Origin of the sequence: Nonomuraea sp. NPDC003560, from assembly GCF_042878785.1 — a bacterium.
Taxonomy (GTDB): Bacteria; Actinomycetota; Actinomycetes; order Streptosporangiales; family Streptosporangiaceae; genus Nonomuraea.
This window is the reverse complement of the sequence record NZ_JBIAOF010000012.1, coordinates 310,867-332,044: the sequence shown is the minus strand read 5'-3', so window position 1 is coordinate 332,044 and position 21,178 is coordinate 310,867. Positions and strand designations below refer to the sequence as shown.

Genomic DNA, 21,178 nt, shown 5'->3' with positions numbered 1-21,178 from the left:
CCCGGATCAGGTGATCTTCGCCAGCGCCTCGGCCTCGTAGGCCGCCGCGAGCTCCTCGGGGATGCGCGACAGGTCGTCGGCCCGGTGGAAGTCGCGCAGAGTGGTGCCGCGGCAGGCGGCGTCCACGTTGGGGGCGGCGGCGCGCGAGCGGACGTCGTCGATGTGGACGGTGCGGAAGTCGATGCTGAACCGGGTCCTGCCGGAGGTGTTGGCGACGGTGGAGTGCAGGTGCGCACCGGAGAACAGCATCATGCCGCCCGGCTCCGGGACGAGCCGCAGCTCGGGGTCGAGGTCGAGCGCCTCCTCCGGCTTGGGCTGCTCCCTGGTGTCGCTGTGGACGTGCTGCGCGGCGGTGGGCCGGCTCACCGCGGTCCATTCCGCGTAGTCGTAGCGCCCGCTGCCGTTGAGCACGGGACGGTCGAAGTACTGCGGGTGCAGGGCGAAGACGTTCTCCGGGACCACCTCGTAGATGGGCATCCACCAGTTGACCTGGCAGAACGGCGCGGAGTACCAGCAGTCCCTGTGCGCGTGGTAGGCGTAGGAGATGCCCGAGTCGAGGTAGTGGTCGGCGGTCGAAGTGCGCAGCCGCGGCACGTCGAAGTACGTCTCGTCCAGCGCCATGCCGAGCTCCTCCAGCAGGGCGCGGATCAGCTTCTTGCTGGTGGGATGATGGATGAAGCGGGGCTTGAGCTCGGCGAGCAGCGCGGCGAAGTCCTCCACCGGCATCTCGTGCTGGGCGGTCTGGGGGTCGCGTGCTCCGAACGCCTCCTCGATCAGCTCGCGGGCGAACTCGATCAGCTTGGTCGAGGCGGGGGTGGCGGAGTAGAGGAACACGTCCCCTTTGAAGATCATTTGGCGCCGAACATCATCCCGAATTCGGCTATTGGTTAATATAACGGACATAGCGAGATTTACCCCCTCGCGTCGTTCTTTTCCTTTCTCTCGCCGGTGCCCGCTTCTTCGTTACAGGGAATTACAGCGGCAATTGTGTCTCGGTGTCCGGACGGGCGACATAGGTCGAGTAGTCGGGGTGGTCGAACCGGTGCAGCGCCTGGATGTTGTCGTTCCAGGGGGCGGGGACCGGGCGCTTGTGCCGCAGGCCGTGGATCGGGGCCAGCTTCATCGCCTTGTTGTCCTCGTTGAACTCCCGGATCGCGCTCAGCTCGCCCACGTAGTCATTGTGGATGACCTGGTCGTCGTCGCCGACGGTGTCGTCCAGGTAGACGAACACGCGGGGCAGGAAGTAGCGGTGGTCGCCGGCGAACAGCCTGAGCGCCGCCGCCGTCGAGGAGTAGAAGTCCACGTCGATCGAGACGAAGCCGATGGGCGCGGGGTGCTCGCCGTCCAGGAACTCCCCGACGGTGTCCTCGATGTTGCCCAGGATCAGGTGCGCCGCTCCCAGGCGGGCGCGCAGGGCCTCGACGTCCATGACGAAGTCGCCCTCGCGCCAGATGTAGGGCAGGTCGCGGTAGTCGGTGGGCTTGGGCAGGCCGGCGCCGGTGTCGAAGCCGTACACGTCGATCTTGACGCCGGTCGCCGCCGTCGCCAGCGCCGCCATGCGGTTGAGCTCGACCATGCCCGCGCCGCCGGCGACGCCGAACTCGACCACGCTGATCCGGCCGACGCCGAGCCGCCTGGCCAGCTCGGCCGCCTGCTGGACGCCGTACGCGTAGTGCGGCCGCGGATAGAGGTCGAGCGCGCAGCGCAGCTCGTGGGAGCCGAACGGCAGGCGCCGCAGGACGGCCAGCAGGATGCGGCCCGGCTGCATGAGCAGCCGCACGATGCGAATCAGCACGAGGGTTTCACCCTTTCGAGGAGACGAGTCGGGCGGCCAACCCGGCGATCTTGCGGCTGCGGTGCGTCAGCATCTGCTGCTGACGCCGCCAGTACGTGCGCAGCAGCACGGCCCGCGCGCGGGCGCGTTGCTCCGCCGACAGTTCCGTGCCGCCGAGGGCCCGGTGCATGGCCCGGAACTGCAGCGTGGTGGCGAAATGGGCGGTCCAGGCGGGCACGCCGAGCGCCGCGGCGATCCCGGACAGACGGCGTTCGCGCAGGTTGCGATGGGCCAGCACCTGCGGGACGTGCCCCCAGGGCGCGGTCAGCGCGAGCATGGTGGCGTAGACCTCGTCCTCGCGGATCATCAGCGGTCTGGGCACGGCGGCCACCCGCTCGCGCCGCATCAGCCCGTAGAGGGGGTCGAGGCCGTGGTGCTGGGTCGTGACCACGTCCCACAGCTCGTCGAGGCGGTCGACCGGGTCGTCGGAGAGCATCCGGGTGCCGCGGTAGCGCGGCTCGTGGACGGTCCCGTCCGCGCCGGTGTACCGGACGTCGGAGGTGACCAGGATGAGCCGCTCGTCGGCCAGGAACGGCTCCAGCGTGCGCGAGACGTAGTCGGGTTCGAGCAGGTCGTCGTCGCCCATCCAGCGGAAGAACTCGCCGCGTGCGCGGCGCAGCACCTCCACGAAGTTCCCGACCACGTGCAGGTCGTGAGGCTGGCGGTGGTAGGCGATGCGGTCGTCCTGGCGGGCCAGCTCGCGGCAGAGCTCCTGCGTGCCGTCGGTGGAGGCGTTGTCCGAGATCACGACCTCCAGCTCGGCGTGATCCTGGGCGAGCGCGGAGCGCACGGCCGTCTCCAGCCGGTCCGCGCCGTTGCGTACCGGGATTCCGATGGACACCAGCATCGTCTCTCCTCGGGGTCAGCGCGCGCGGGCGGGCAGCAGCCGCACCAGACGGGCGCTCACTAGGTGGAACTGGTCACGGGTCACCACGACCAGCACGTACGCCAGCAGTCCGCCGCCGCCGGCCAGGGCGAGCTGGACGAACGGGCTGCCGTGGGTCAGGCTCGCCAGGCCGAGCATGACGGCGGCGCAGACCACCGCCCCGACCGCCGGGCGTACGAGACCGGGCAGCACCGGCCCGAGCCGGACCCCCGCCCGCTGCACGGCGATCATCGCGAGCGGCAGCGCGACCAGCACGGCGGCGGCGGCCTGGCCGATCGCGGCGCCGCGGATGCCGTCGAGGTGCGTGCCGGCGATGACGGCCGGGATCATCGCCGCGGCGTGGCCGAGGTTCATCCAGACGGTCGAGCGGGTGGCGCCCTGGCCGTTCAGGATGTCGAGCGCGAAGGCGGTGAGCATGCGCACCACCATCAGGACCGCCAGGAAGCGCAGCACCCCGGCGGACTGCTCCCACTGCGGGCCGTAGATGAAGATGATCAGTGAGTGCGCCAGCACCGCCATGAACACCGCCAGCGGCAGCACCATGGCGATGAGCAGCGGCACGCTGCGCTGGACGCCGATCGACAACGACTCCTCGTCCCGCTCGGCCAGCCGGGAGAAGCCGGCGATCGACACCATGCGGATGGCGCTGCCGATGATGCCGGGCACCCAGCTCGACACGTTGAACGCCATCAGGTAGAACCCGAGCCACGCATCGCCCATGATGTTGCCGACGATGATGTAGCCCACGTTGAGCAGCAGGACCTCCAGGGCGATCCCGGCCGCCGAGGGGATCCCGAACCTGAGCAGCCGGCCCGCGACGTTCCGGTCGAACCCCAGCCGGTAGGGCAGCCGGGCGTAGATCAGCATGAAGACGCCGGTGACCACGGCCCCGGCGAGCTGCCCCCAGGCGAAGCTGTAGGCCCCGGCGCCGTTGACCGCGAGCACGATGGCCACCGGCGCGTTGACCAGGAAGCCCGCGAGCACCGCCTTGGCGTTCTTGCCGGTGCGGAACCAGCGCAGCAGGGCCGCGCTGCGCACCGCCGTGACCGCCTCGACCAGGATGACCGCGGTGAGGATGCGCACCACGGAGGTGGCCTCCGCGCTGCCGGCCAGCGCCGAGAAGTACGGCGCACCGACCCAGAAGAGTCCGTACAGGCCGAGCGCGGAGATCATCGTGAGCGTCGTGGCCGTGGGCGCGATGTCCTCCAGCCGGCCGCGCCACTGCACGACGGCCGACATGACGCCGACGTCCTTGACCACCATGACGAACTGGGTGGCCGCGAGCGCGACGGCGTACGTGCCGAAGTCCGCGGGCGCGAGGAGCCGGGCCAGGATCAGCCCGAGGATGAACGAGCCCGCACGGGTGACGAGCGTGCCGAGCAGGCTCCACACCGCCCCTCGACCCGCCTTGCGCCCAATGTCACTGATGTCCGGGCTCGCCTGATCCACCATGCTGTGCCCTACTTTTGCTCGTTGACCCGCTACTTTTGCTCGTTGACCCGCTCCAGCCAGATCTCCCGCCAGAACGGGATGAACGCGCGGGGGCAGTTGGACTTGTACACGCCGTCGCAGATGATTCCGTCCAAGGCGATGCACGGATTTTTCATCTCAAGCAGCTTTCCGGTCTTCTCGTCGATGCAGCGCTCGACCCGCGCGGTCACCCGGGCGACCTTGCCGCACGACCGGGCCATGTCCTCCTCGAAGCCCAGCCCCCGGTTGAACCCCTTGGTGGTGAGCGTGGCGACGATCTCGTCCTTGGACTTGATCCGGACCAGCTCGCCCGGCTGGAGGTCGGTCGTCCCGGTCGGGGCCGGGCCGGTGTGCGGGCCGGGCTGCACGAACCCCCAGTCCAGGCCGCCCCTGAAGCGCAGCGCCCGGGGGAACCTCCTGGACAGCCGCTGGTAGCGGTTGAACAGGCCGAAGAACAACGTCCGGACGGTCGAGGCGATCCCGGCGTTGCCCACCCGGACGTCCGCGACGTACTGGCCCAGGTCGCGGAACGGAAGCAGCTCGGGGGCGGCTCGCAGCAGCTCGGTCGCCTGGCAGCGGAACCGTTCCTCGCCGTCCGGCGCGGGCTCCTTGCGGGTGTTGACCTCCAGCAGCGGCAGCAGCGGCCGCTCGGGACGGACCCGCTCCTCGGCCGTGGGCGGCCCGTCGACCTTCCGCAGCCAGGACGTCTTCCAGTAGAGCAGGCAGGCCGTCTGGCAGCCGCCGTGGGCCGTGCCGTCGCAGCGGGAGCCGGTCAGGTGGACGGCGTCCTCCATCTTCCGCATCCCGGTCCTGGTCATCGTGTCGCAGAGCTTGTTGGCCACCTTGTGGACGGTCAGCCGTTGCCCGCAGAACCGCAGCATCTCCGGCATGAACGGGAGGCTGTCCAGCTCTCCGCGCTCATCGAGGGTCGCCAGGATCTCTTCAGCACTGAGAACCTCGACCACGTCGCCGACTTTCAGCGCCAGGCTCAATCCACCCACTCCTTCAGCAGGCCCGCGTTCTGCAGGGCGTTCGCCGCGTCCGCCAATGCCTGGAACGGCAGGTTCGACCGTTCCGCGATGTCGAGCAGGCTGTGCCGCCCGTCGGAAAGGTTGAGCACCCACAACATCGCCATCTGGGCCTGTTTCGTGTCACTGCGGCCGCCCAGCGAGCCGTACAGGCCGCGCGCCCCGAGCTGGGGCTCGCCGTACGGGCTGAGGTTCTGGTAGCGGCGGTTGCCCTCCAGGACCCGCACGGCGCTCCACAGCGTCTCCAGGGTGTCCTCCATGGCCTCGGGCCGCACGAAGTCCGGATCGTCGGCCGAGGTGTGGTACTCCGGGTAACCCCCGTAGGGCGTCCTGGTCAGCGAGCCCACGGGCAGGTCGAACCCCGGCGAGCAGTACTGCCGCTCGTCGTAGCCGTAGGGCGAGAAGTCCAGGAGGGTGTGCGGCCGGTCCTTGAGCACGTGCGCGAAGACCTGGTCGATCTCGGCGTCGCCGCGCCTGCTGCGCTTGTAGGTGATCGTCCCGGCGTCCCCGGCGCAGGCCAGGGTGAGGCCGTGCCTGATCCGGTCCACGCGCTCGCGGTTGAGCGCCAGCCAGGTGATCGCGCCGATGGTGCCGGGCGCGAACACGAACCGGTAGGTGTACCAGGGGTCGAGGAGCCGCTGGGCCAGCGACACCGCCACCGCCACCCCGGCCAGGTTGTCGTTGGCCAGCGAGGGATGGCACACGTGGCAGGAGATCAGCACCTCCTCCGAGCTGCGGCCCCGGATCACGTGCTCGCCGTAGGTCAGGTGGCCGTCGGCGAGCGTGGAGTCGATCCTGACCTCGTACGGGCCGTCCGCCAGCCCGTCCAGGGTGTTCTGGCTCAGGCAGAAGCCCCAGGTCTCGGCGTAGTAGCTGGTCCGGTACGGCACCAGGTCCGGCTGGCCAGGCAGCGTGTGCAGGCGCCCGCGCAGCTCGGCCAACGACATGGTGGCCTCGACCGGCGCGCTGTAGCCGACGACGTGCAGGTTGCTCCGCCGGAAGTCGACGACCCGGTTCCCGGCGGCGTCCTTGAGGTAGGCGTCGCGGATGTTCCACTCGCGGGGGATCGTCCAGTCGAGCACCTGCGTGCCCGTCGGCACCTCGGTGATCTCCAGCGGCAGCGAGCCGCCGATGATCTCCAGGGTGCGGCGCAGGCCGTCGCCGGTGATGCTGCGGCACAACGGATACAGCCGCCGTACCAGGTCGTGCATCTCCGGGCCGGTCATGGCCGCAGGGTGGCGTCGACGGTGCCGGCCTCGCGCCGGTCGGCGAGCCGGGCCAGCCTGGTGAAGCGGCGGTCGAAGTCGTGCCGGGTCAGGCCGTGCTCGCGGTAGGCGTCGATGAGCTCGACGGCGCCCGCCTTGACCGTCCAGCGGGCCTCGTAGCCCAGGGCGGACCTGATCCGGGAGAAGTCGACGCGGTAGGAGCGCGGGTCGGCGCCCGTCTCGCCGGTGATCGTCAGCGTCGAGCCGGGGACGGCCGCGACCACCTCGGCCGCGATCTCGGCCACGGTCACGTTGTTGGCCTCGGTGCCCACGTTGAAGGCCGTGGCGTGCACGGCCTCGCGCGGCGCGGTCAGGGCAGCGGCGAACGCGTCGGCGATGTCCCTGGCGTGCACCAGCGGACGCCACGGGGTTCCGTCGGACAACACCCGGACCTCGCCGGTCAGGTGCGCGTGGCCCACCAGGTTGTTCAGCACGATGTCGGCGCGCAGCCTCGGCGAGAACCCGAAGGCGGTGGCGTTGCGCAGGAACACCGGGGTGAAGTCGTCGTCGGCCAGCGCGGTCAGGTCGTCCTCGACCCGCACCTTCGACTCGGCGTACGGCGTGACCGGGCGCAGCGGGGCCTCCTCGTCCAGCAGGTCCGCGCCGCCGGAGGCGCCGTAGACCGAGCAGGTGGAGGCGTACAGGAAGCGGCGCACGCCCGCGTCCCTGGCCAGCCTGGCCAGCCGTACGGAGGCGTGGTGGTTGATGTCGTAGGTCAGGTCGGGCGCGAGCGCGCCGAGCGGGTCGTTGGACAGGGCGGCCAGGTGGATCACCGCGTCGAACCCGGCGACGTGCTCGGGCCCGGCGTCGCGCAGGTCCACGGCGTGCGCCTCGACCGGCTCGGGCTCAGGCCCGAGCACGCAGTCGGCGAACAGGCCGGAGTCCAGGCCGACGACCTGGTGCCCGGCCGCGGCCAGGACGGGGGCCATCACGCTGCCCAGGTAGCCCTGGTGGCCGGTGAGAAGTACCCGCATCAGTTCTCCAGATCGACGGTCAGCTTGGACACGTGGAACGCCTCGGCGTACCGCGTGTGGCATTCGATGCCCCGGATGCGGGCCAGCCCCAGGAACGCCTCGCGGTCGTACCAGGGGCGGTGCCGCTGCGAGGCGTAGTGGCGCTGGAGCAGGTCCGCCTTGCGCTCGGCCACCTCCGGCGTGAGCGGCTGGTAGACCGCGGGGGCGGCCAGGTCGCCGTCCCACTTGACGATCTCGTAGCCGAGCGTCAGGTGGTCGCGGAAGGCGGTGGGCACCAGCTCGGCCAGCCCCCGATGGTCCTGGTGGGCGTCGCCGCGCCAGGGCGCCAGGATCAGGCCGGGCTCGGTGCGGGCGCGCAGCTCCTCGACCGCCGCCTTGGCCTCCTCCCAGCGGGCCGGCAGGTAGCCGTCGGGCAGCTTGAGCACGCTCACCCGCAGGTCCGCGCCGGGGCAGAAGTCGGCCAGCGCGGCGCGCTCCTCGTCCTCCCGCTCGGTCCCGCCGCCGGACAGCACCAGCGCGTCCACCCGCACGCCGGGACGGGCGGCGCAGATCGTCAGCAGGCTGCCGCCGGCTCCGATCGCCAGGTCGTCGCAGTGCGCGGCGAGCGCCACGACGGAGGTCACGCCCCCGGGACGCAGTCCGATCACCGGGACCGTTCCCACAGAGCCCACGGGCGCACGCCGCGCGAGTACGCCTCGTCCAGCTCCATGCGCTGGTTGACGGTGTCGGTGGGCCGCCAGTAGCCGCGATGGGGGTAGGCCAGCAGGCGTCCGCGCTTGGCCAGCTCGGCGCAGCCGTCGGCGACCAGGTCGCCGTTCTCCGGGATGTGCTCGAAGATCTCCTGGGTCAGCACGAAGTAGCCGCCGTTGACCCACACCGGCATCTCACTGACCGGCGAGATGCCGCCGACCAGCCCGTTCTCGCCGACGTCCACGCAGTGGAAGGTCTGGGACGGCGGCACCACCATCATCGAGGCGGCCGCGCCGGACTCGGTGAACCGGTCGATGATCTCGGGCAGCGGCGCGTCGGTGAGCACGTCGGCGTAGTTGGCGAGGAACACCTCGTCGTCGCCCAGATGGCTGCGGACCCGGCGTAACCGCTCCCCGATCGGGGAGTCCGTCCCGGTCTGCACGAACGAGATGGACCAGTCGGAGATGTCGCTCGACAGCAGCTCGACCTTGCCGCCGCGCAGCACGAAGTCGTTGGAGGTGGCCTCCTGGTAGCCGAGGAAGAAGTCCTTGATGTGGTGGGCGCCGTACCCCAGGCACAGGATGAACTCCTTGTGTCCGAAGTGGGCGTAGTAGCGCATCACGTGCCAGAGCAGCGGTCGCGGACCGACGAGCGCCATCGGTTTGGGCACCTCGCCCGGCACACCGGTCCGCATCCGGGTGCCGAATCCTCCGCAGAACAAGACAACCTTCACACGACCTCCAGGTGTGGGATCGGGAAGACCAGCCGGCCTCCCCATTCGTGCACATAGGAGAGCTGAGCGGTGAGCTCTTCGCGCAGGTTCCACGGCAGGACCAGCACATAGTCCGGACGGTCCTGGGCGATGCGCTCCGGCGGAGCGATCGGGATCCTGGTGCCCGGCGTGAACCTGCCGTGTTTGTACGGATTGCGATCCACGGTGTAGGCCAGCAGATCCGGCCGGATGCCACAGTGGTTGAGCAGCGTGTTGCCCTTGCCCGGCGCGCCGTACCCGGCGACCGTCTTGCCCTCCTCGGCGGCGGTGATCAGGAATCGGAGCAGGTCGCGGCGGACGCGGGCGACCCGCTCCGCGAACCCCGCGTAACCGGAGAGGTCGTGCAGCCCGGCGGCCTTCTCCCTGGCGAGCACGTCGAGCACCCGGCCGGACGGGCTGCCCGAGGGCCGCGCCCACAGCCGGATCGACCCGCCGTGGGTGGGCAGCAGCTCGACGTCGACCAGGGTCAGGCCGCCGCTCGCCAGCGCCCGCTGCGCGGAGGCCACCGTGTAGTACTGGAAGTGCTCGTGGTAGATCGTGTCGTACTGGTTCAGCTCCACGAGCGTGAGCAGGTGCTGGACCTCGATCGAGACCCATCCGTCGTCGGCCACCAGGGCGCGCAGCCCCTTGGTGAAGCCGATGACGTCGGGGATGTGCGCGTAGACGTTGTTGGCCACCACCAGGTCGGCGGGACCGTTCCCGTCCCGCACCGACGCGCCCGTCTCCGGGGTCAGGAACGCGGTGAGCGTCGGCACGCCCTTGTCCTTGGCCGCCTGCCCCACGTTGGCCGACGGCTCGATGCCGAGGCACCGGATGCCGCGTCCGACCACGTGCTGCAGCAGGTAGCCGTCGTTGCTGGCCACCTCGACCACGAACGACGGCTTCAACCGTTCCACGGCCGTGTCGACGAACCGCCGCGCGTGCTCCACCCAGGAGGCAGAAAATGACGCGAAGTAGGCGTATTCGGTGAATGTCTCTTCCGGTGTGATCAACGGCGGGATCTGGGCCAGCCAGCAGCCCGTGCAAACCCGCAGATGAAGGGGATAGGTGAGCTCGGGCTGATCGAGTTGTTCCGCCGTGAGGAAGAGCTCACAGGGCGGTGTCGCCCCGAGATCCACCACGCCGACCAGGTCCGTCGAGCCGCACAACCGGCACGATGTCATCAACAAAGGGCCCCACCCAGAAATGACAAGATTTCCCCCTTTGGAAACCCACAGCCATACTTCGGGTGAGCGGCAATGAGTGTTACAAGTGTCTTCATGAAACGCCTGAGCATCGATGGAGCATTGCTCTACACCCCCCGCATCCTCAGCGATCCCCGGGGCGTTTTCCTGGAAAGCTTCCGCGCCGCCGACCTGCGGGAGGCGACAGGGCGCTCGATCGAGCTGGCCCAGGTCAACTGCTCGGTCTCCGGCCGGGGCGTGCTGCGCGGCATCCACTTCGCCGACGTGCCGCCCGGCCAGGCCAAATACGTCATGTGCGTGGCGGGCGAGGCCCTGGACGTCGTGGTGGACGTCCGCGTGGGCTCGCCGACGTACGGGCGGTGGGAGGCGGTGCGGCTGGACGACGTCTCGCGCCAGGGCATCTTCCTGACCGAGGGGTTAGGTCATGGCTTCATGGCCCTCAGCGAGTCGGCCACGGTCGTCTACCTCTGCTCCTCCCCGTACGACCCGGCCCACGAGCACGGCATCCACCCGCTCGACCCCGACCTCGCCATCGAGTGGCCGATCGACGTGGAGCCGGTCCTGTCGGCGAAGGACGCCGCCGCCCCCACGCTCAAGCAGGCCCGCGACGCGGGGATCCTCCCGTCGTGGTGAGCGTCGTGATCCCGGCCCACAACGAGGCCAAGGTGCTCGGCCGGCTGCTGGACGGCCTGCTCGGCGAGGCGGCGCCCGGCGAGTTCGACGTGGTGGTCGTGGCCAACGGCTGCACCGACGGCACGGCGGAGGTGGCCCGGCCGTACGACGTCCGGGTGCTGACCACGCCCGTCCCGTCCAAGAGCGCGGCGCTGCGCCTGGGCGACGCGGCCGCCCGCGGCTACCCCCGCCTGTACGTGGACGCCGACGTCGAGCTCAGCACGGCCTCGGCGCGCGCGCTGGCGGCCGTGCTGGCCGCGCCGGACGGGCCGCTCGCCGCCGCGCCGGAGCGGGACCTGGCGCTGGCCGACCGCCCGTGGCCGGTGCGCGCCTACTACGCGATCTGGACGCGGCTGCCGCACGTCCGCGCCGGGCTGTTCGCCCGGGGCGTGATCGCGGTGAACGGCGCGGGCAACGAGCGGCTGCGCGCGCTGCCGCCGGTGATGGCCGACGACCTGACCGCCTCGCTGGCGTTCACGCCCGGCGAACGCGTGATCGTCGGCACCGCCCGCGCGGTGATCCATCCGCCGCGCACGGTCGCCGACCTGCTGCGCCGCCGGGTCCGCGCCATGACCAGCGTCACCGAGCTGGAGCGGACCTCGGCCGGCGCGGGCGAGCGCACCGGCCCGCGCGACCTGGCGGCCATCGTGGCGAAGGAGCCGCGCCTGGCGGGCGCGGCGGTGGTCTTCGCCGCGATGGCCGTGCTGGCCAGGCGGCGGGCCGCCCGCGCGATCCGCGCGGGCGACTACACCACCTGGCTGCGCGACGAGAGCAGCCGGAGCTAGCTGACCGGCGTGTTCATGTCGGTGGTGATCTGGGCGGCGGTGAGCGCCTTGTTGTAGACCCGCACCTCGTCGATCAGACCGCTGAAGTACTCGCCCGACCCGCTGTTCCCGCCGATCCGCAACGGGCTCGTCCCGGTACGCAGGCTGCCGACCGTCGGATTGGTCGCCACCTGCGTGCCGTTGACGAACATCCGCAACGTCGACCCGTCATAGGTCGCCGCCACATGACTCCAGGTGTTCAACGGCAGATTGGACGCCGCCGGAGCATTCGCCCCCGAAGACGTGTAGATGAACGCCGCCGGGCCACTACCGCCGCTCCCCATGATCGCGTACGCCAGATCCGCCCCGAACTCCTTCATCAACACCGTCCGCCACCCGGTCACACTGGCCGGACGCACCCACGCCTCCAACGTCATCCCGCTCGTCAGGTGGAGAGAGCTGGAATCGGCCACCGTCACCCAGCTCGACGTTCCGTCGAACGACAACGCCTGGCCGTACTTGCCGGTCGTCCAGGTCGCCGCGGTGAGGGTGCCGTTGTTGCCGTTGCCGGAGGCGTCGGCGACGGCCGTCCCGGTGCCCGCGTTCAGGCCGTACGCCGCCACCAGCCCGCTGACCGTGGGCGGCTGGGTCACCACCGCCGATGCCTCGTTGGACGGCGGCCCTGTGTTGCTGGAGCCGTCGAAGGCGACGACGCGGTAGTAGTACGTGCCCGCCGCGACCCCCGAGTCCGTGAACGACGTGCTCGCGGTCGAGCCCACCTGGTTGGCGCCGGACGGCGTGAACCCGGCGGTCGCCGACCGGTGGACGGTGTACCCGGTGACGGCCACGTTGTCGGTCGAGGCCGTCCAGGTGAGCTGGGCGCTGCCCTGACCGCCGGTCGCGGCCAGGGAGCCGGGCGCGGTGGGCGGCTGGGTGTCGGGCGGCCCCTGCTGCCCGACCGGGGTGTTCATGTCGGTGGTGATCTGGGCGGCGGTGAGCGCCTTGTTGTAGACCCGCACCTCGTCGATCAGACCGCTGAAGTACTCGCCGGAACCGCTGTTCCCGCCGATCCGCAACGGGCTCGTCCCGGTACGCAGGCTGCCGACCGTCGGATTGGCCGCCACCTGCGTGCCGTTGACGAACATCCGCAACGTCGACCCGTCATAGGTCGCCGCCACATGACTCCAGGTGTTCAACGGCAGATTGGACGCCGCCGGAGCATTCGCCCCCGAAGACGTGTAGATGAACGCCGCCGGGCCACTGCCGCCGCTCCCCATGATCGCGTACGCCAGATCCGCCCCGAACTCCTTCATCAACACCGTCCGCCACCCGGTCACACTGGCCGGACGCACCCACGCCTCCAACGTCATCCCGCTCGTCAGGTGGAGAGAGCTGGAATCGGCCACCGTCACCCAGCTCGACGTGCCGTCGAACGACAACGCCTGGCCGTACTTGCCGGTCAGGGACCACGTCGTGTTCGCGGCCGTGCCGTTGTTGCCCTTGCCCGAGGCGTCGGCGACCGCCGTGCCTGTGCCCGCGTCCATGCCGTACGCCGCCACCAGGCCGTCCGGCACCTGGGACTGCTGGTAGGTCGCGGTGTAGGTCGCCGCGGTGGCCGGCGCCGTGACGTTGTGGGTGGCCGCGCCGCCGTCGGACCAGGAGGTGAGCGTGTAACTGGAGCCGCCGGAGCTCTGCGGCGAGGGCGCGGAGACCGAGTTGTGCGAGCCGACGATCACCGTCCTGGTGAAGGGGGCGACGGTCTGCTCGCTGTTGAAGCCCAGTTGCAGCCCGGCGGGCACGGTCTGGAAGGTCAGGTTCACCGTCTTCGGCTGGAGGAGCACGCTCTTGGTGTCGGTCAGGCCGTGCGCGTCGGTCACGGTCAGCCTGAGCTCCAGGTGCGAGGGGTACTCGTGGTCCGGCGGCGCGAAGGAGCCGCCGGTGCCGGTGAAGGTGGTGATCTCGTGCTCGTGGCAGGTGCTGGGGCAGTGATGCATGATCAGCTTCCACTGCATCCGCGAGCCGGGGATCGTGCCGTCCTGGGCGTCGGTGCCGGTGCCGGAGAACGTGATCGTGTCACCGACGGCCCACGTCAGCGAGGGCGACGGGGAGTTGATGGTCGCCGTGGGGGCCGTGTTGTTCACGTTGATCGTGACGGTCGCGTTCCCCTGGCCGCCTCGCCCGTCGTCGGTCCGCAGCTTGACCACGTAGGAGCCCGGTTGCGCGTAGGTGTAGGAGGGCGTGGCCGAGGTGGAGTCGTCGTGGTCGCCGTCGCCGTCCAGGTCCCAGCGGAAGGTGAGCGGGTCGCCGTCGGCGTCGGTGGATCCGGCGGAGGTGAAGTTGACCGTGAGCGGCGCGTTGCCCGAGGTCGCGCTGGCGCCGATGACGGCGGTCGGCGGGGTGTTGTTGTACAGGTATCGGATGATCTGGCCGTTGGTGTAGTCGACCGCGAACAGGTCGCCGCCGGGGCCGGTCTGCACCTCCACGGCGGGCATCCCGGAGTCGAACGTGGTCACCGTGGCCGGGTCGGGCAGGCCGTTCGCGCCCTTGGTCATGACCCAGACGCACGACCTGCTGAAGTCGGAGAAGAACAGCGCGCCGTCGTAGGCGTGCGGGTAGGAGCCGCCCTCGTAGAACGCGACGCCGCTGGAGGACGATCCGCCTGACGGGCACGGGTCGTTCGGCGCGGGCTTGGAGGCGTGGTTCCAGGCGAAGTACGGCTGCGTCACGGCCGTCGGGCCCGCCGCGTACAGGTTCTCGCAGAGCGTCAGGTTCAGGTTGTCGTAGCCGCCCTGCCGGGCCGGGCCCTCGTAGCAGGGCCAGCCGAAGTTGCTGACCGGGCCGGTGGGCGAGGCGATCCGGTTGATCTCCTCGTAGGTGTTCCAGCCGACCTCGCCCGCCCAGATCTCGTTCGTGCCGGGCCGTACGGTGATGCGGAACGGGTTGCGCTGGCCGTAGGCGATGATCCTGGCCGCGTTGGGGTCGCTGCTGCCCGCGTTCGGGTTGCCGGGAGCGGCCGCGCCGGTGTCCGGGTCGACCCTGATGATGCTGCCGTTCAGGCCCGCCGGGTCGCCGCCGGTGCGCAGGTCCTGCGAGCGCAGCGCGCCGCCCTCGGCGGCCGGCGGGCTGAGCGCGGTGCCCACGGGCGAGGGCGGGTCGCCGCAGGGGTTGTCCGGCGTGACGTCGGAGCTGGTCACGTTGTCCTGGCCGTAGTCGGCGAAGTTGAAGCTGGCGCCGTCGCCGCCGCTGGCGTAGAGCATGCCGTCGGGGCCGAACGCCAGGTCGCCGACGGAGTGGCTGGGGTGCTGCTGGCACCAGCCGGTGATCAGCGGCGTCTCGGCGACCGAGCCGCCCGAGGGCGTCAGCACGGACAACCGCCCGGTGATCAGGCAGCCGTCACCGGTCGCGCCGGGCGGGGTCGGGCACGGGTCGGCGCTCACGCCCGCGGCGCCCCAGCGCGGCGCGCTGCCGCCGGGCACCGCGTCGTAGGAGTAGAGCACGTAGATGCGCGGGTCGGCCGGGAAGTCCGGGTGCAGGGCCAGGCCGAGGAGCCCGCGGTCCCAGAAGTTGTGCACCTGCGTGCGCAGGTCGGCGTAGATCTCCGGCGTGGTGTCGGTGAGTGAGTCGAAGACCTTGATCAGGCCGCTCTTCTCGGCGACGAACACCCGGCCGTCCGAGGCGAACTCGATGTTGGTCGGATTGGTCAGGCCGCTGAAGACCACCTGTCTTTGGAAGCTGCCCGGCAGTGCCTGCGCGGGCGGCGGCGCGACGATCGCCAGCCCGGTCGTGATCAGCAGGACGGAAAGGAGCGCATGGCGAAGCCGCCGTAACACGGGAACCCCCTTGAAACGGAAAAATCCCCCGAGCCCTGGATCGATCTATCGCACCGATCCAGGGCTAAGTCACGCGCTTTGTCCGCATCTGGCCAGCCACGCGTACAGCAACCACCCCAGCTCGTACGGCCGGCACTCCCGGTCCACGGCGACCGGCGGGTAGACCCGGTCCAGGACGCCGAGCCGCATCTCCTTGTGCACGCCCGTCGCCATCGCCCGCAGCCCGCGCACCAGCTTGCGCGGATCGGCCCTGGCCTCCTTCCGCCAGGTCAGCGCCAGGTCGTCGAGCACGAACGAGGGCCGCTCGATCATCCAGTCGAGCCCCTTGGAGATCTCCGCCACGTACGCCGTGCCGCCCGCGTCGGCCAGGTCCAGCAGCGCCATCGGCCCCATGGAGAGCTGGTGCACGCTGTACACCGGATACCCCTCCACCACCGAGCCGGTGCGGGCGTCGTAGTGCCACCACCACTCCCCCTCCGGCCCCTGCGCCCGGCAGATGCCCGCGGCCACCTGCTCGGCGGCCCGCAGCGCCTCGGCGTCCCCGGTGGCGGCGTGCAGCCGGGCCAGCGCCTGCAGCGGGTAGACCTGGTCGGCGAAGCAGCCCACGTGGGCGCGGTAGCGCGGCACCAGCGCGCCCCGGCCGAGCGCGTGCGGGTAGAGCCGGTTGTCGGCCAGCCCGCCGAGCAGCCGCTCGCGGGCGCGTTCGGCCCGGCCGTCGCGCACCCCGGCCGCGACCAGGGCGGCCAGCACCCACGCCGCCTCGACGGTGTGGATCTGCCCGCCCGCGTCCAGCTCGGCCAGGCGGCTCAGGGCCAGGTCGAGGTCGGCGTGCCCGGCCTCGGCCGCCGCCCAGCAGATCAGCGCCGCGTCGCCGGCGCCGCTCACCTCTGGAAGCCGCTTGACCAGGTTCCCCACCAGGTCGAGGACGTCGTCGCCGGCCAGCGCCGCCCGCTGCCGCGCCTCCTCCAGGGTGGCCACGCCGAGCGCGACGATCGCGGAGTAGCGGATGCTGCGCCCCTCGGGCACGGCCGTCCACGTGCCGTCGGGCTGTCGCCGGCCCCGGCGGGTGAAGACGAAGCCGCCGTCGGCGTAGCCGGGGGGCAGGCCGCGTACCGACAGGTCCAGCATGCCCCGCACGAAGTCCTGGTGGCCGGAGCTCAGCAGAGCGATCCGGTGATCCGTCACGTCGTCTCCTCGATCCTGCGTCTGACACCGGCCCACTCCCTGACCACCAGGAGCAGGAAACTGCCGTTGGTGCGCACGTAGCGCGGCCCGAGCCGCAGCGGCTCCTGGAGCATGCGGTAGAGCCACTCCAGCCCTAATCGCTGCCAGCGCACCGGCGCCCTGCGGGTACGCCCGGCCAGCACGTCGAACGAGCCGCCCACGCCGTGGATGATCCGCGCCCCGGTGCGCTCGCCCCACTCGCGGATGAAGATCTCCTTCTTCGGCGAGGTGATGCCCAGGAACAGCAGGTCGGCCCGCGAGGCGGCGATCTCGGCGGCGACCTCGGCCGACTCCTCCGGCGCGAAGTAGCCGTCGCGGGAGCCGGCGACGGCCAGCCCCGGGTAGCGGGCGCGCACCTCGTCCAGCACCCCGGCCAGCACCTCACCGGTCGCGCCCAGGAAGTACGCCCGGTAGCCGCGCCGACCGCCCTCGGCCATCAGCTCGGTGAACAGGTCGATGCCCGCCACCCGCTCGGGGATCCGGTGACCGAGCGCCCGCGCCGCCCAGACCACCGCCTGCCCGTCGGCCAGCACGAGGTCGCTGTCCAGCACCGACTGGCGCAGGGCGGCGTCCGCGCGCATGTTGACGACCTTGGCGGCGTTCACCACGCCGATGGTCAGCCTGCCGCCCTCCGCGACGGCCGCCACGCAGCGGGCGATCACCTGGTTCATGGTGAGGGCGTCCAGCACGGTGCCGAACACCGTCTTCCGCTCCGGCAACCTCGTCATCCGTCCCCCTGGGTGTCCATGACATATCGGTCTCAGCTCCGGAAACGTCACATCAAGGAAGGACCAGCTCGGTGAGCGTGGCCCGGTGGTCGGTCCGCGGCACCCGCAGGGTCTGGAAGCTCCGGACCGCGATCCGCCGGTCGGCCAGCACGTGGTCGATGGCCACCTTCGGGAACAGCCGCGGCTGCTCGTAGTAGGGCCAGGTCATGGAGAGCCCCTTTCCGGTGACGTCGGCGGCGTCCCGGTAGCCGGTGGCGATCAGATCGCGCAGCACCGCGTGGTCGAGCGTGGAGTTGAAGTCCCCGGCCAGGATCCGCAGGCGGCCGCCGGCGGGCGGCAGCGCCCGGATGCTCGACGCCCAGCAGGCCGTGCGCCAGCCCTCCGAGGGCGCGCACGCGTGCACGGCGACGATCTCGGCCTCCCGCCCGCCCGGCAGCGTGACGACGGCGGGCAGGTGGCGCGGGCTCTCCTCGAAGGGCGGCGCCGCGATCAGCGAGTCCGCGGCCCGCAACGGGTACCGCGAGTAGATCGCCGCCCCCGACGAGTCCTCCCCCGGCAGCACGATCCGGTACGGCAGCAGCCGCGTCAGCCCCAGCTCCTCCACCCGCTCCCGCATCAGGCCGGTGAACTCCAGCAGGTGCAGCACGTCGGGCCGCTCGCGCTCGACCGTCTCCACCAGCACCGGCGGCAGCACGGAGGAGTGCAGCAGGTTGACCGCCAGCACCCGCAGCACCGGCCCGGCGGCCGGCGGGTTGCCCTCGGGCACCGCGCGCGGCACGACGGCCACCGCGAACGCGCAGGTCACGGCGAGCGCGGCGGCGATCAGCGCCCCGGCGCGCAGGTAGAGCGCGAACGCCAGCGGCACCACCGACAGCGCCGCCGCGTACGGCGTGAACGACACGAGCTGCGACCACAGGAACTTCGGCTCCCACCCGAGCAGCCGCAGCCCCGCCCAGCCCGCGAGGCCCGCCACCATGATCCACAGCACCGCGCCGCCTACGCGACGCCGCACCGGCGCCCGCGGGTCAGCACCGGCCAGGCCGCGCGCAGCGCCTGGCGCCAGTGCCGGATCGGCTCTCCCTTCGTGTGCGCGAGCACGCTGTTGGCCGGCCGCCGGGCCGGCCGGGGGAAGCCCGCCGAGCTCACCGGTCGCACCCGGTCCGGGTCCAGGCCGAGCAGCGTGAAGATCTCCTTGGCCAGGCCGCACCATGTCGTCTCCCCGGAGCTGGTGCCGTGGTAGACGCCCGGCGGCAGCTCGGAGCGCGCCAGCCGTACCAGGTAGTCGGCCAGGTCGGCGGTCCACGTCGGCTGGCCGTGCTGGTCGTCGACCACGTCCACGGTGTCGCGCTCGGCCGCCAGCCTGATCATGGTCCGGACGAAGTTGGGGCCGGCCGCGCCGTACAGCCAGGCGCTGCGCACCACGTGGTGCCCGTGCTCCAGCGCCGCCCGCTCGCCGGCGAGCTTGGTCCTGCCGTACGCGTTCACCGGCGCGGTCGGCGCGTCCTCCGGGTACGGGCCCGGCGCGGTGCCGTCGAAGACGTAGTCGGTGGAGACGTGCACGAGCCGCGCCCCGGCCCGCGCGCAGCTCTCGGCCAGCCAGCCCACCGCGTGCCCGTTGATCTCCAGCGCCTCGGCCTCGTGGGTCTCGGCGTCGTCCACGGCGGTCCAGGCGGCGCAGTTGACCACCACGCCCGGCCGGTAGGCGGCGACGAAGTCGCGCACCGCGCGCCGGTCGCACAGGTCGAGCTCGGACCGGGCGAGCGCGAGCACCGGCTCGCCGGTCAGCACGGCCCGGTCCAGGACGTCGGCGGCCAGCATCCCGCCGCCGCCCGTGACGAGCCACCTCATGGCAGGCGCCCGGTCACGCGGGCCACCAGTCGCGGTGCTCGGCGTACCAGCGGATCGTGTCCTTCAACCCCTGGTCGAACGGGATCTCCGGGCGGTAGCCGAGCTTGCGCAGCTTGCTGTCGTCCAGGGAGTACCGGCGGTCGTGGCCCTTGCGGTCCTCGACGTGGCGCACCGAGTCCCAGCCGCGGCCGCAGGCTTCGAGCAGGCGGGCGGTCAGCTCCTTGTTCGTCAGCTCGGCGGTGCCGGCGATGTGGTAGATCTCGCCGGGTTCGCCCTTCTCGGCGACCAGGCGGATGCCGGCGCAGTGGTCCTCGGCGTGGATCCAGTCGCGCACGTTCCCGCCGTCGCCGTACAGCGGGACCGGGCGGCCGCGCAGCAGGTTCGTGACGAACAGCGGGATCAGCTTCTCCGGGTACTGCCGGGGGCCGTAGTTGTTGCCGCAGCGGGTGATCGACACGTTCAGGCCGTAGGTGATCGCGTACGAGCGGGCGATCAGGTCGCCGCCCGCCTTGCTGGCCGCGTACGGCGACCGCGGGCGCACCGGCGCGGACTCGTCCCAGGAGCCGATGTCGATCGACCCGTAGACCTCGTCCGTCGAGACCTGGACGACCTTCGGCGTGCCCGCCTCCAGGCACGCCTGCAGCAGCGTCTGGGTGCCGAGCACGTTGGTCCGCATGAACTCGGCGGCGGCGCCCTCGATCGACCGGTCGACGTGTGACTCGGCGGCGAAGTTCACCACCAGGTCGTGCCCGGGGACGACCTCGCGCAGCAGCTCGGCGTCGCAGATGTCGCCGTGGACGAACTCGTGCCGCACCCCTTCGAGATTGGCCCGGTTCCCCGCGTAGGTGAGCTTGTCGAGGACCGTGACGTACGCGTCGTGCAGCCCCCGGACGAAGTGGGAGCCGATGAATCCCGCGCCGCCGGTCACCAGAATTCTTGTCATGTAGTGATCTGTACCTTGCTGTGATCGCCCAGCACGAGACGGTGGGCTCTGGGCGTGTTGGGCGCTCGGGTGACCTCGACGTCGTGGCCGATCAGTGACGCCTCGATCCGGCCGACGCCGTCGATGGACGCCCGGGGCAGCAGGATCGAGTATTCGATCTCGCTGCCGGTGACCACGCACGACGCGCCGACCGAGGTGAACGGCCCGACGTAGCTGTCCTGGACGCGCGCTCCCCGGCCGATGATCGCCGGGCCGACCACGCGGGAGCGCTCGACCACCGCGTCCGGCTCGACCACGACCCGGCCGATCAGCTCGCTGGCCTCGTCGACCCGCCCGCGCACACCGGGCTCGACCGACTCCAGGACCAGCCGGTTGACCTCCAGCATGTCGGTGACGTTGCCGGTGTCCTTCCAGTATCCCGAGATCACCGACGACTCCACGCGCAGCCCGGCCTCGATCAGCCACTGGATGGCGTCGGTGATCTCCAGCTCCCCCCGCCACGACGGCTTGAGCTCGGCGACGGCGGCGTGGATCGCCGGGCTGAACAGGTACACGCCGACCAGCGCCAGGTCGCTCTTGGGCCGGGCCGGCTTCTCCTCCAGGCCGACCACCCGGCCCTTCGCGTCCAGCTCGGCGACCCCGAACTGGCCGGGATCGCCGACCCTGGTCAGCATGATCTGCGCGGCGGGACGTTCCCTGACGAACCGGCCCACCAGGTCGTTGATGCCGCCGACGACGAAGTTGTCGCCCAGGTACATGACGAAGTCGTCGTCGCCGAGGAACTCGCGGGCGATCAGCACGCCGTGGGCCAGCCCGAGCGGCGCCTCCTGGCGGAGGTAGGTGACCTGCAGCCCGAACGCCGAGCCGTCCCCCACGGCCGTCTCGATCTCCGCCTGCGTGTCCCCGACCACCAGGCCGAGCTCCCGGATCCCGGCCGCCGCGATGGCCTCCAGCCCGTAGAACAGGACCGGCTTGTTGGCGACGGGGACCAGCTGCTTGGCCGAGGTGTGCGTGATGGGCCGGAGCCGTGTGCCCGACCCTCCGGCGAGCACGAGTGCCTTCACTG

Annotated in this window: 19 protein-coding genes; 2 read left to right on the top strand and 17 right to left on the bottom strand. The window is 71.2% G+C overall.

What is annotated here, in order from left to right; translation table 11 throughout:
• Window positions 1-6: 6 nt before the first annotated feature.
• The 10 genes from ACFYUV_RS39285 to ACFYUV_RS39240 form a co-directional block, all read right to left on the bottom strand.
• Window positions 7-852, bottom strand: a complete 846-nt coding sequence (locus ACFYUV_RS39285; RefSeq protein WP_387678218.1) for a hypothetical protein — start codon at window positions 850-852, stop codon at window positions 7-9.
• Between the two features lie 121 nt (window positions 853-973).
• Window positions 974-1,795: a hypothetical protein gene (locus tag ACFYUV_RS39280; RefSeq protein ID WP_364327123.1), complete on the bottom strand. Its 822-nt coding sequence runs from the start codon at window positions 1,793-1,795 to the stop codon at window positions 974-976.
• Window positions 1,796-1,802: 7 nt separating this feature from the next.
• Complete coding sequence (locus tag ACFYUV_RS39275) at window positions 1,803-2,681, bottom strand: glycosyltransferase family 2 protein (RefSeq protein ID WP_387678215.1); 879 nt, start codon at window positions 2,679-2,681, stop codon at window positions 1,803-1,805.
• A gap of 15 nt (window positions 2,682-2,696) precedes the next feature.
• A complete protein-coding gene (locus tag ACFYUV_RS39270; protein WP_358290067.1) occupies window positions 2,697-4,172 on the bottom strand; it encodes an oligosaccharide flippase family protein in 1,476 nt (491 codons plus the stop codon).
• A 29-nt stretch (window positions 4,173-4,201) separates the two neighbouring features.
• Complete coding sequence (locus ACFYUV_RS39265) at window positions 4,202-5,191, bottom strand: hypothetical protein (protein ID WP_387678212.1); 990 nt, start codon at window positions 5,189-5,191, stop codon at window positions 4,202-4,204.
• Window positions 5,179-6,444, bottom strand: coding sequence for a DUF4910 domain-containing protein (locus ACFYUV_RS39260; protein WP_387678209.1), 1,266 nt, complete (start codon window positions 6,442-6,444; stop codon window positions 5,179-5,181). The genes ACFYUV_RS39265 and ACFYUV_RS39260 overlap by 13 nt, the downstream gene beginning before the upstream one ends.
• On the bottom strand, window positions 6,441-7,457 hold the full coding sequence (locus tag ACFYUV_RS39255; RefSeq protein WP_387678206.1) for an NAD-dependent epimerase/dehydratase family protein: 1,017 nt from the start codon (window positions 7,455-7,457) through the stop codon (window positions 6,441-6,443). Before ACFYUV_RS39255 ends, ACFYUV_RS39260 begins: the two co-directional genes overlap by 4 nt.
• Window positions 7,457-8,104, bottom strand: a complete 648-nt coding sequence (locus ACFYUV_RS39250) for a PIG-L deacetylase family protein (RefSeq protein WP_352364726.1) — start codon at window positions 8,102-8,104, stop codon at window positions 7,457-7,459. The genes ACFYUV_RS39255 and ACFYUV_RS39250 overlap by 1 nt, the downstream gene beginning before the upstream one ends.
• Complete coding sequence (locus ACFYUV_RS39245) at window positions 8,101-8,880, bottom strand: sugar phosphate nucleotidyltransferase (RefSeq protein ID WP_364327144.1); 780 nt, start codon at window positions 8,878-8,880, stop codon at window positions 8,101-8,103. Before ACFYUV_RS39245 ends, ACFYUV_RS39250 begins: the two co-directional genes overlap by 4 nt.
• Window positions 8,877-10,082 (bottom strand): class I SAM-dependent methyltransferase, encoded by a 1,206-nt coding sequence (locus ACFYUV_RS39240; protein ID WP_387678349.1) that lies wholly within the window; start codon window positions 10,080-10,082, stop codon window positions 8,877-8,879. The genes ACFYUV_RS39245 and ACFYUV_RS39240 overlap by 4 nt, the downstream gene beginning before the upstream one ends.
• A gap of 96 nt (window positions 10,083-10,178) precedes the next feature.
• On the opposite strand from ACFYUV_RS39240, the gene rfbC reads away from it, so the two are divergent.
• Together rfbC and ACFYUV_RS39230 are read left to right on the top strand one after the other, a co-directional pair.
• Window positions 10,179-10,736 (top strand): dTDP-4-dehydrorhamnose 3,5-epimerase, encoded by a 558-nt coding sequence (rfbC, locus tag ACFYUV_RS39235; protein WP_387678202.1) that lies wholly within the window; start codon window positions 10,179-10,181, stop codon window positions 10,734-10,736.
• Window positions 10,730-11,560 carry a glycosyltransferase gene (locus ACFYUV_RS39230; RefSeq protein WP_387678199.1) on the top strand — a complete coding sequence of 277 codons (831 nt, stop codon included), beginning with the start codon at window positions 10,730-10,732 and terminating at the stop codon, window positions 11,558-11,560. Before rfbC ends, ACFYUV_RS39230 begins: the two co-directional genes overlap by 7 nt.
• Here the strand turns inward: ACFYUV_RS39230 and ACFYUV_RS39225 are convergent.
• The 7 genes from ACFYUV_RS39225 to ACFYUV_RS39195 all read right to left on the bottom strand — a co-directional run bounded on the left by ACFYUV_RS39225 (window position 11,557) and on the right by ACFYUV_RS39195 (window position 21,176).
• Window positions 11,557-15,369 carry a LamG-like jellyroll fold domain-containing protein gene (locus tag ACFYUV_RS39225; RefSeq protein ID WP_387678196.1) on the bottom strand — a complete coding sequence of 1,271 codons (3,813 nt, stop codon included), beginning with the start codon at window positions 15,367-15,369 and terminating at the stop codon, window positions 11,557-11,559. The genes ACFYUV_RS39230 and ACFYUV_RS39225 overlap by 4 nt on opposite strands.
• Before the next feature lie 69 nt (window positions 15,370-15,438).
• Complete coding sequence (locus ACFYUV_RS39220; protein WP_387678193.1) at window positions 15,439-16,554, bottom strand: hypothetical protein; 1,116 nt, start codon at window positions 16,552-16,554, stop codon at window positions 15,439-15,441.
• Window positions 16,551-17,321 (bottom strand): WecB/TagA/CpsF family glycosyltransferase, encoded by a 771-nt coding sequence (locus tag ACFYUV_RS39215; protein ID WP_387678190.1) that lies wholly within the window; start codon window positions 17,319-17,321, stop codon window positions 16,551-16,553. The genes ACFYUV_RS39220 and ACFYUV_RS39215 overlap by 4 nt, the downstream gene beginning before the upstream one ends.
• Before the next feature lie 52 nt (window positions 17,322-17,373).
• Window positions 17,374-18,333: an endonuclease/exonuclease/phosphatase family protein gene (locus ACFYUV_RS39210; RefSeq protein WP_387678187.1), complete on the bottom strand. Its 960-nt coding sequence runs from the start codon at window positions 18,331-18,333 to the stop codon at window positions 17,374-17,376.
• Window positions 18,318-19,169 (bottom strand): dTDP-4-dehydrorhamnose reductase, encoded by an 852-nt coding sequence (gene rfbD / locus ACFYUV_RS39205; RefSeq protein ID WP_387678184.1) that lies wholly within the window; start codon window positions 19,167-19,169, stop codon window positions 18,318-18,320. Before rfbD ends, ACFYUV_RS39210 begins: the two co-directional genes overlap by 16 nt.
• 13 nt (window positions 19,170-19,182) lie before the next feature.
• A complete protein-coding gene (gene rfbB / locus ACFYUV_RS39200; RefSeq protein ID WP_364327168.1) occupies window positions 19,183-20,112 on the bottom strand; it encodes a dTDP-glucose 4,6-dehydratase in 930 nt (309 codons plus the stop codon).
• A complete protein-coding gene (locus ACFYUV_RS39195; protein WP_387678181.1) occupies window positions 20,109-21,176 on the bottom strand; it encodes a glucose-1-phosphate thymidylyltransferase in 1,068 nt (355 codons plus the stop codon). Before ACFYUV_RS39195 ends, rfbB begins: the two co-directional genes overlap by 4 nt.
• Window positions 21,177-21,178 lie beyond the last annotated feature (2 nt).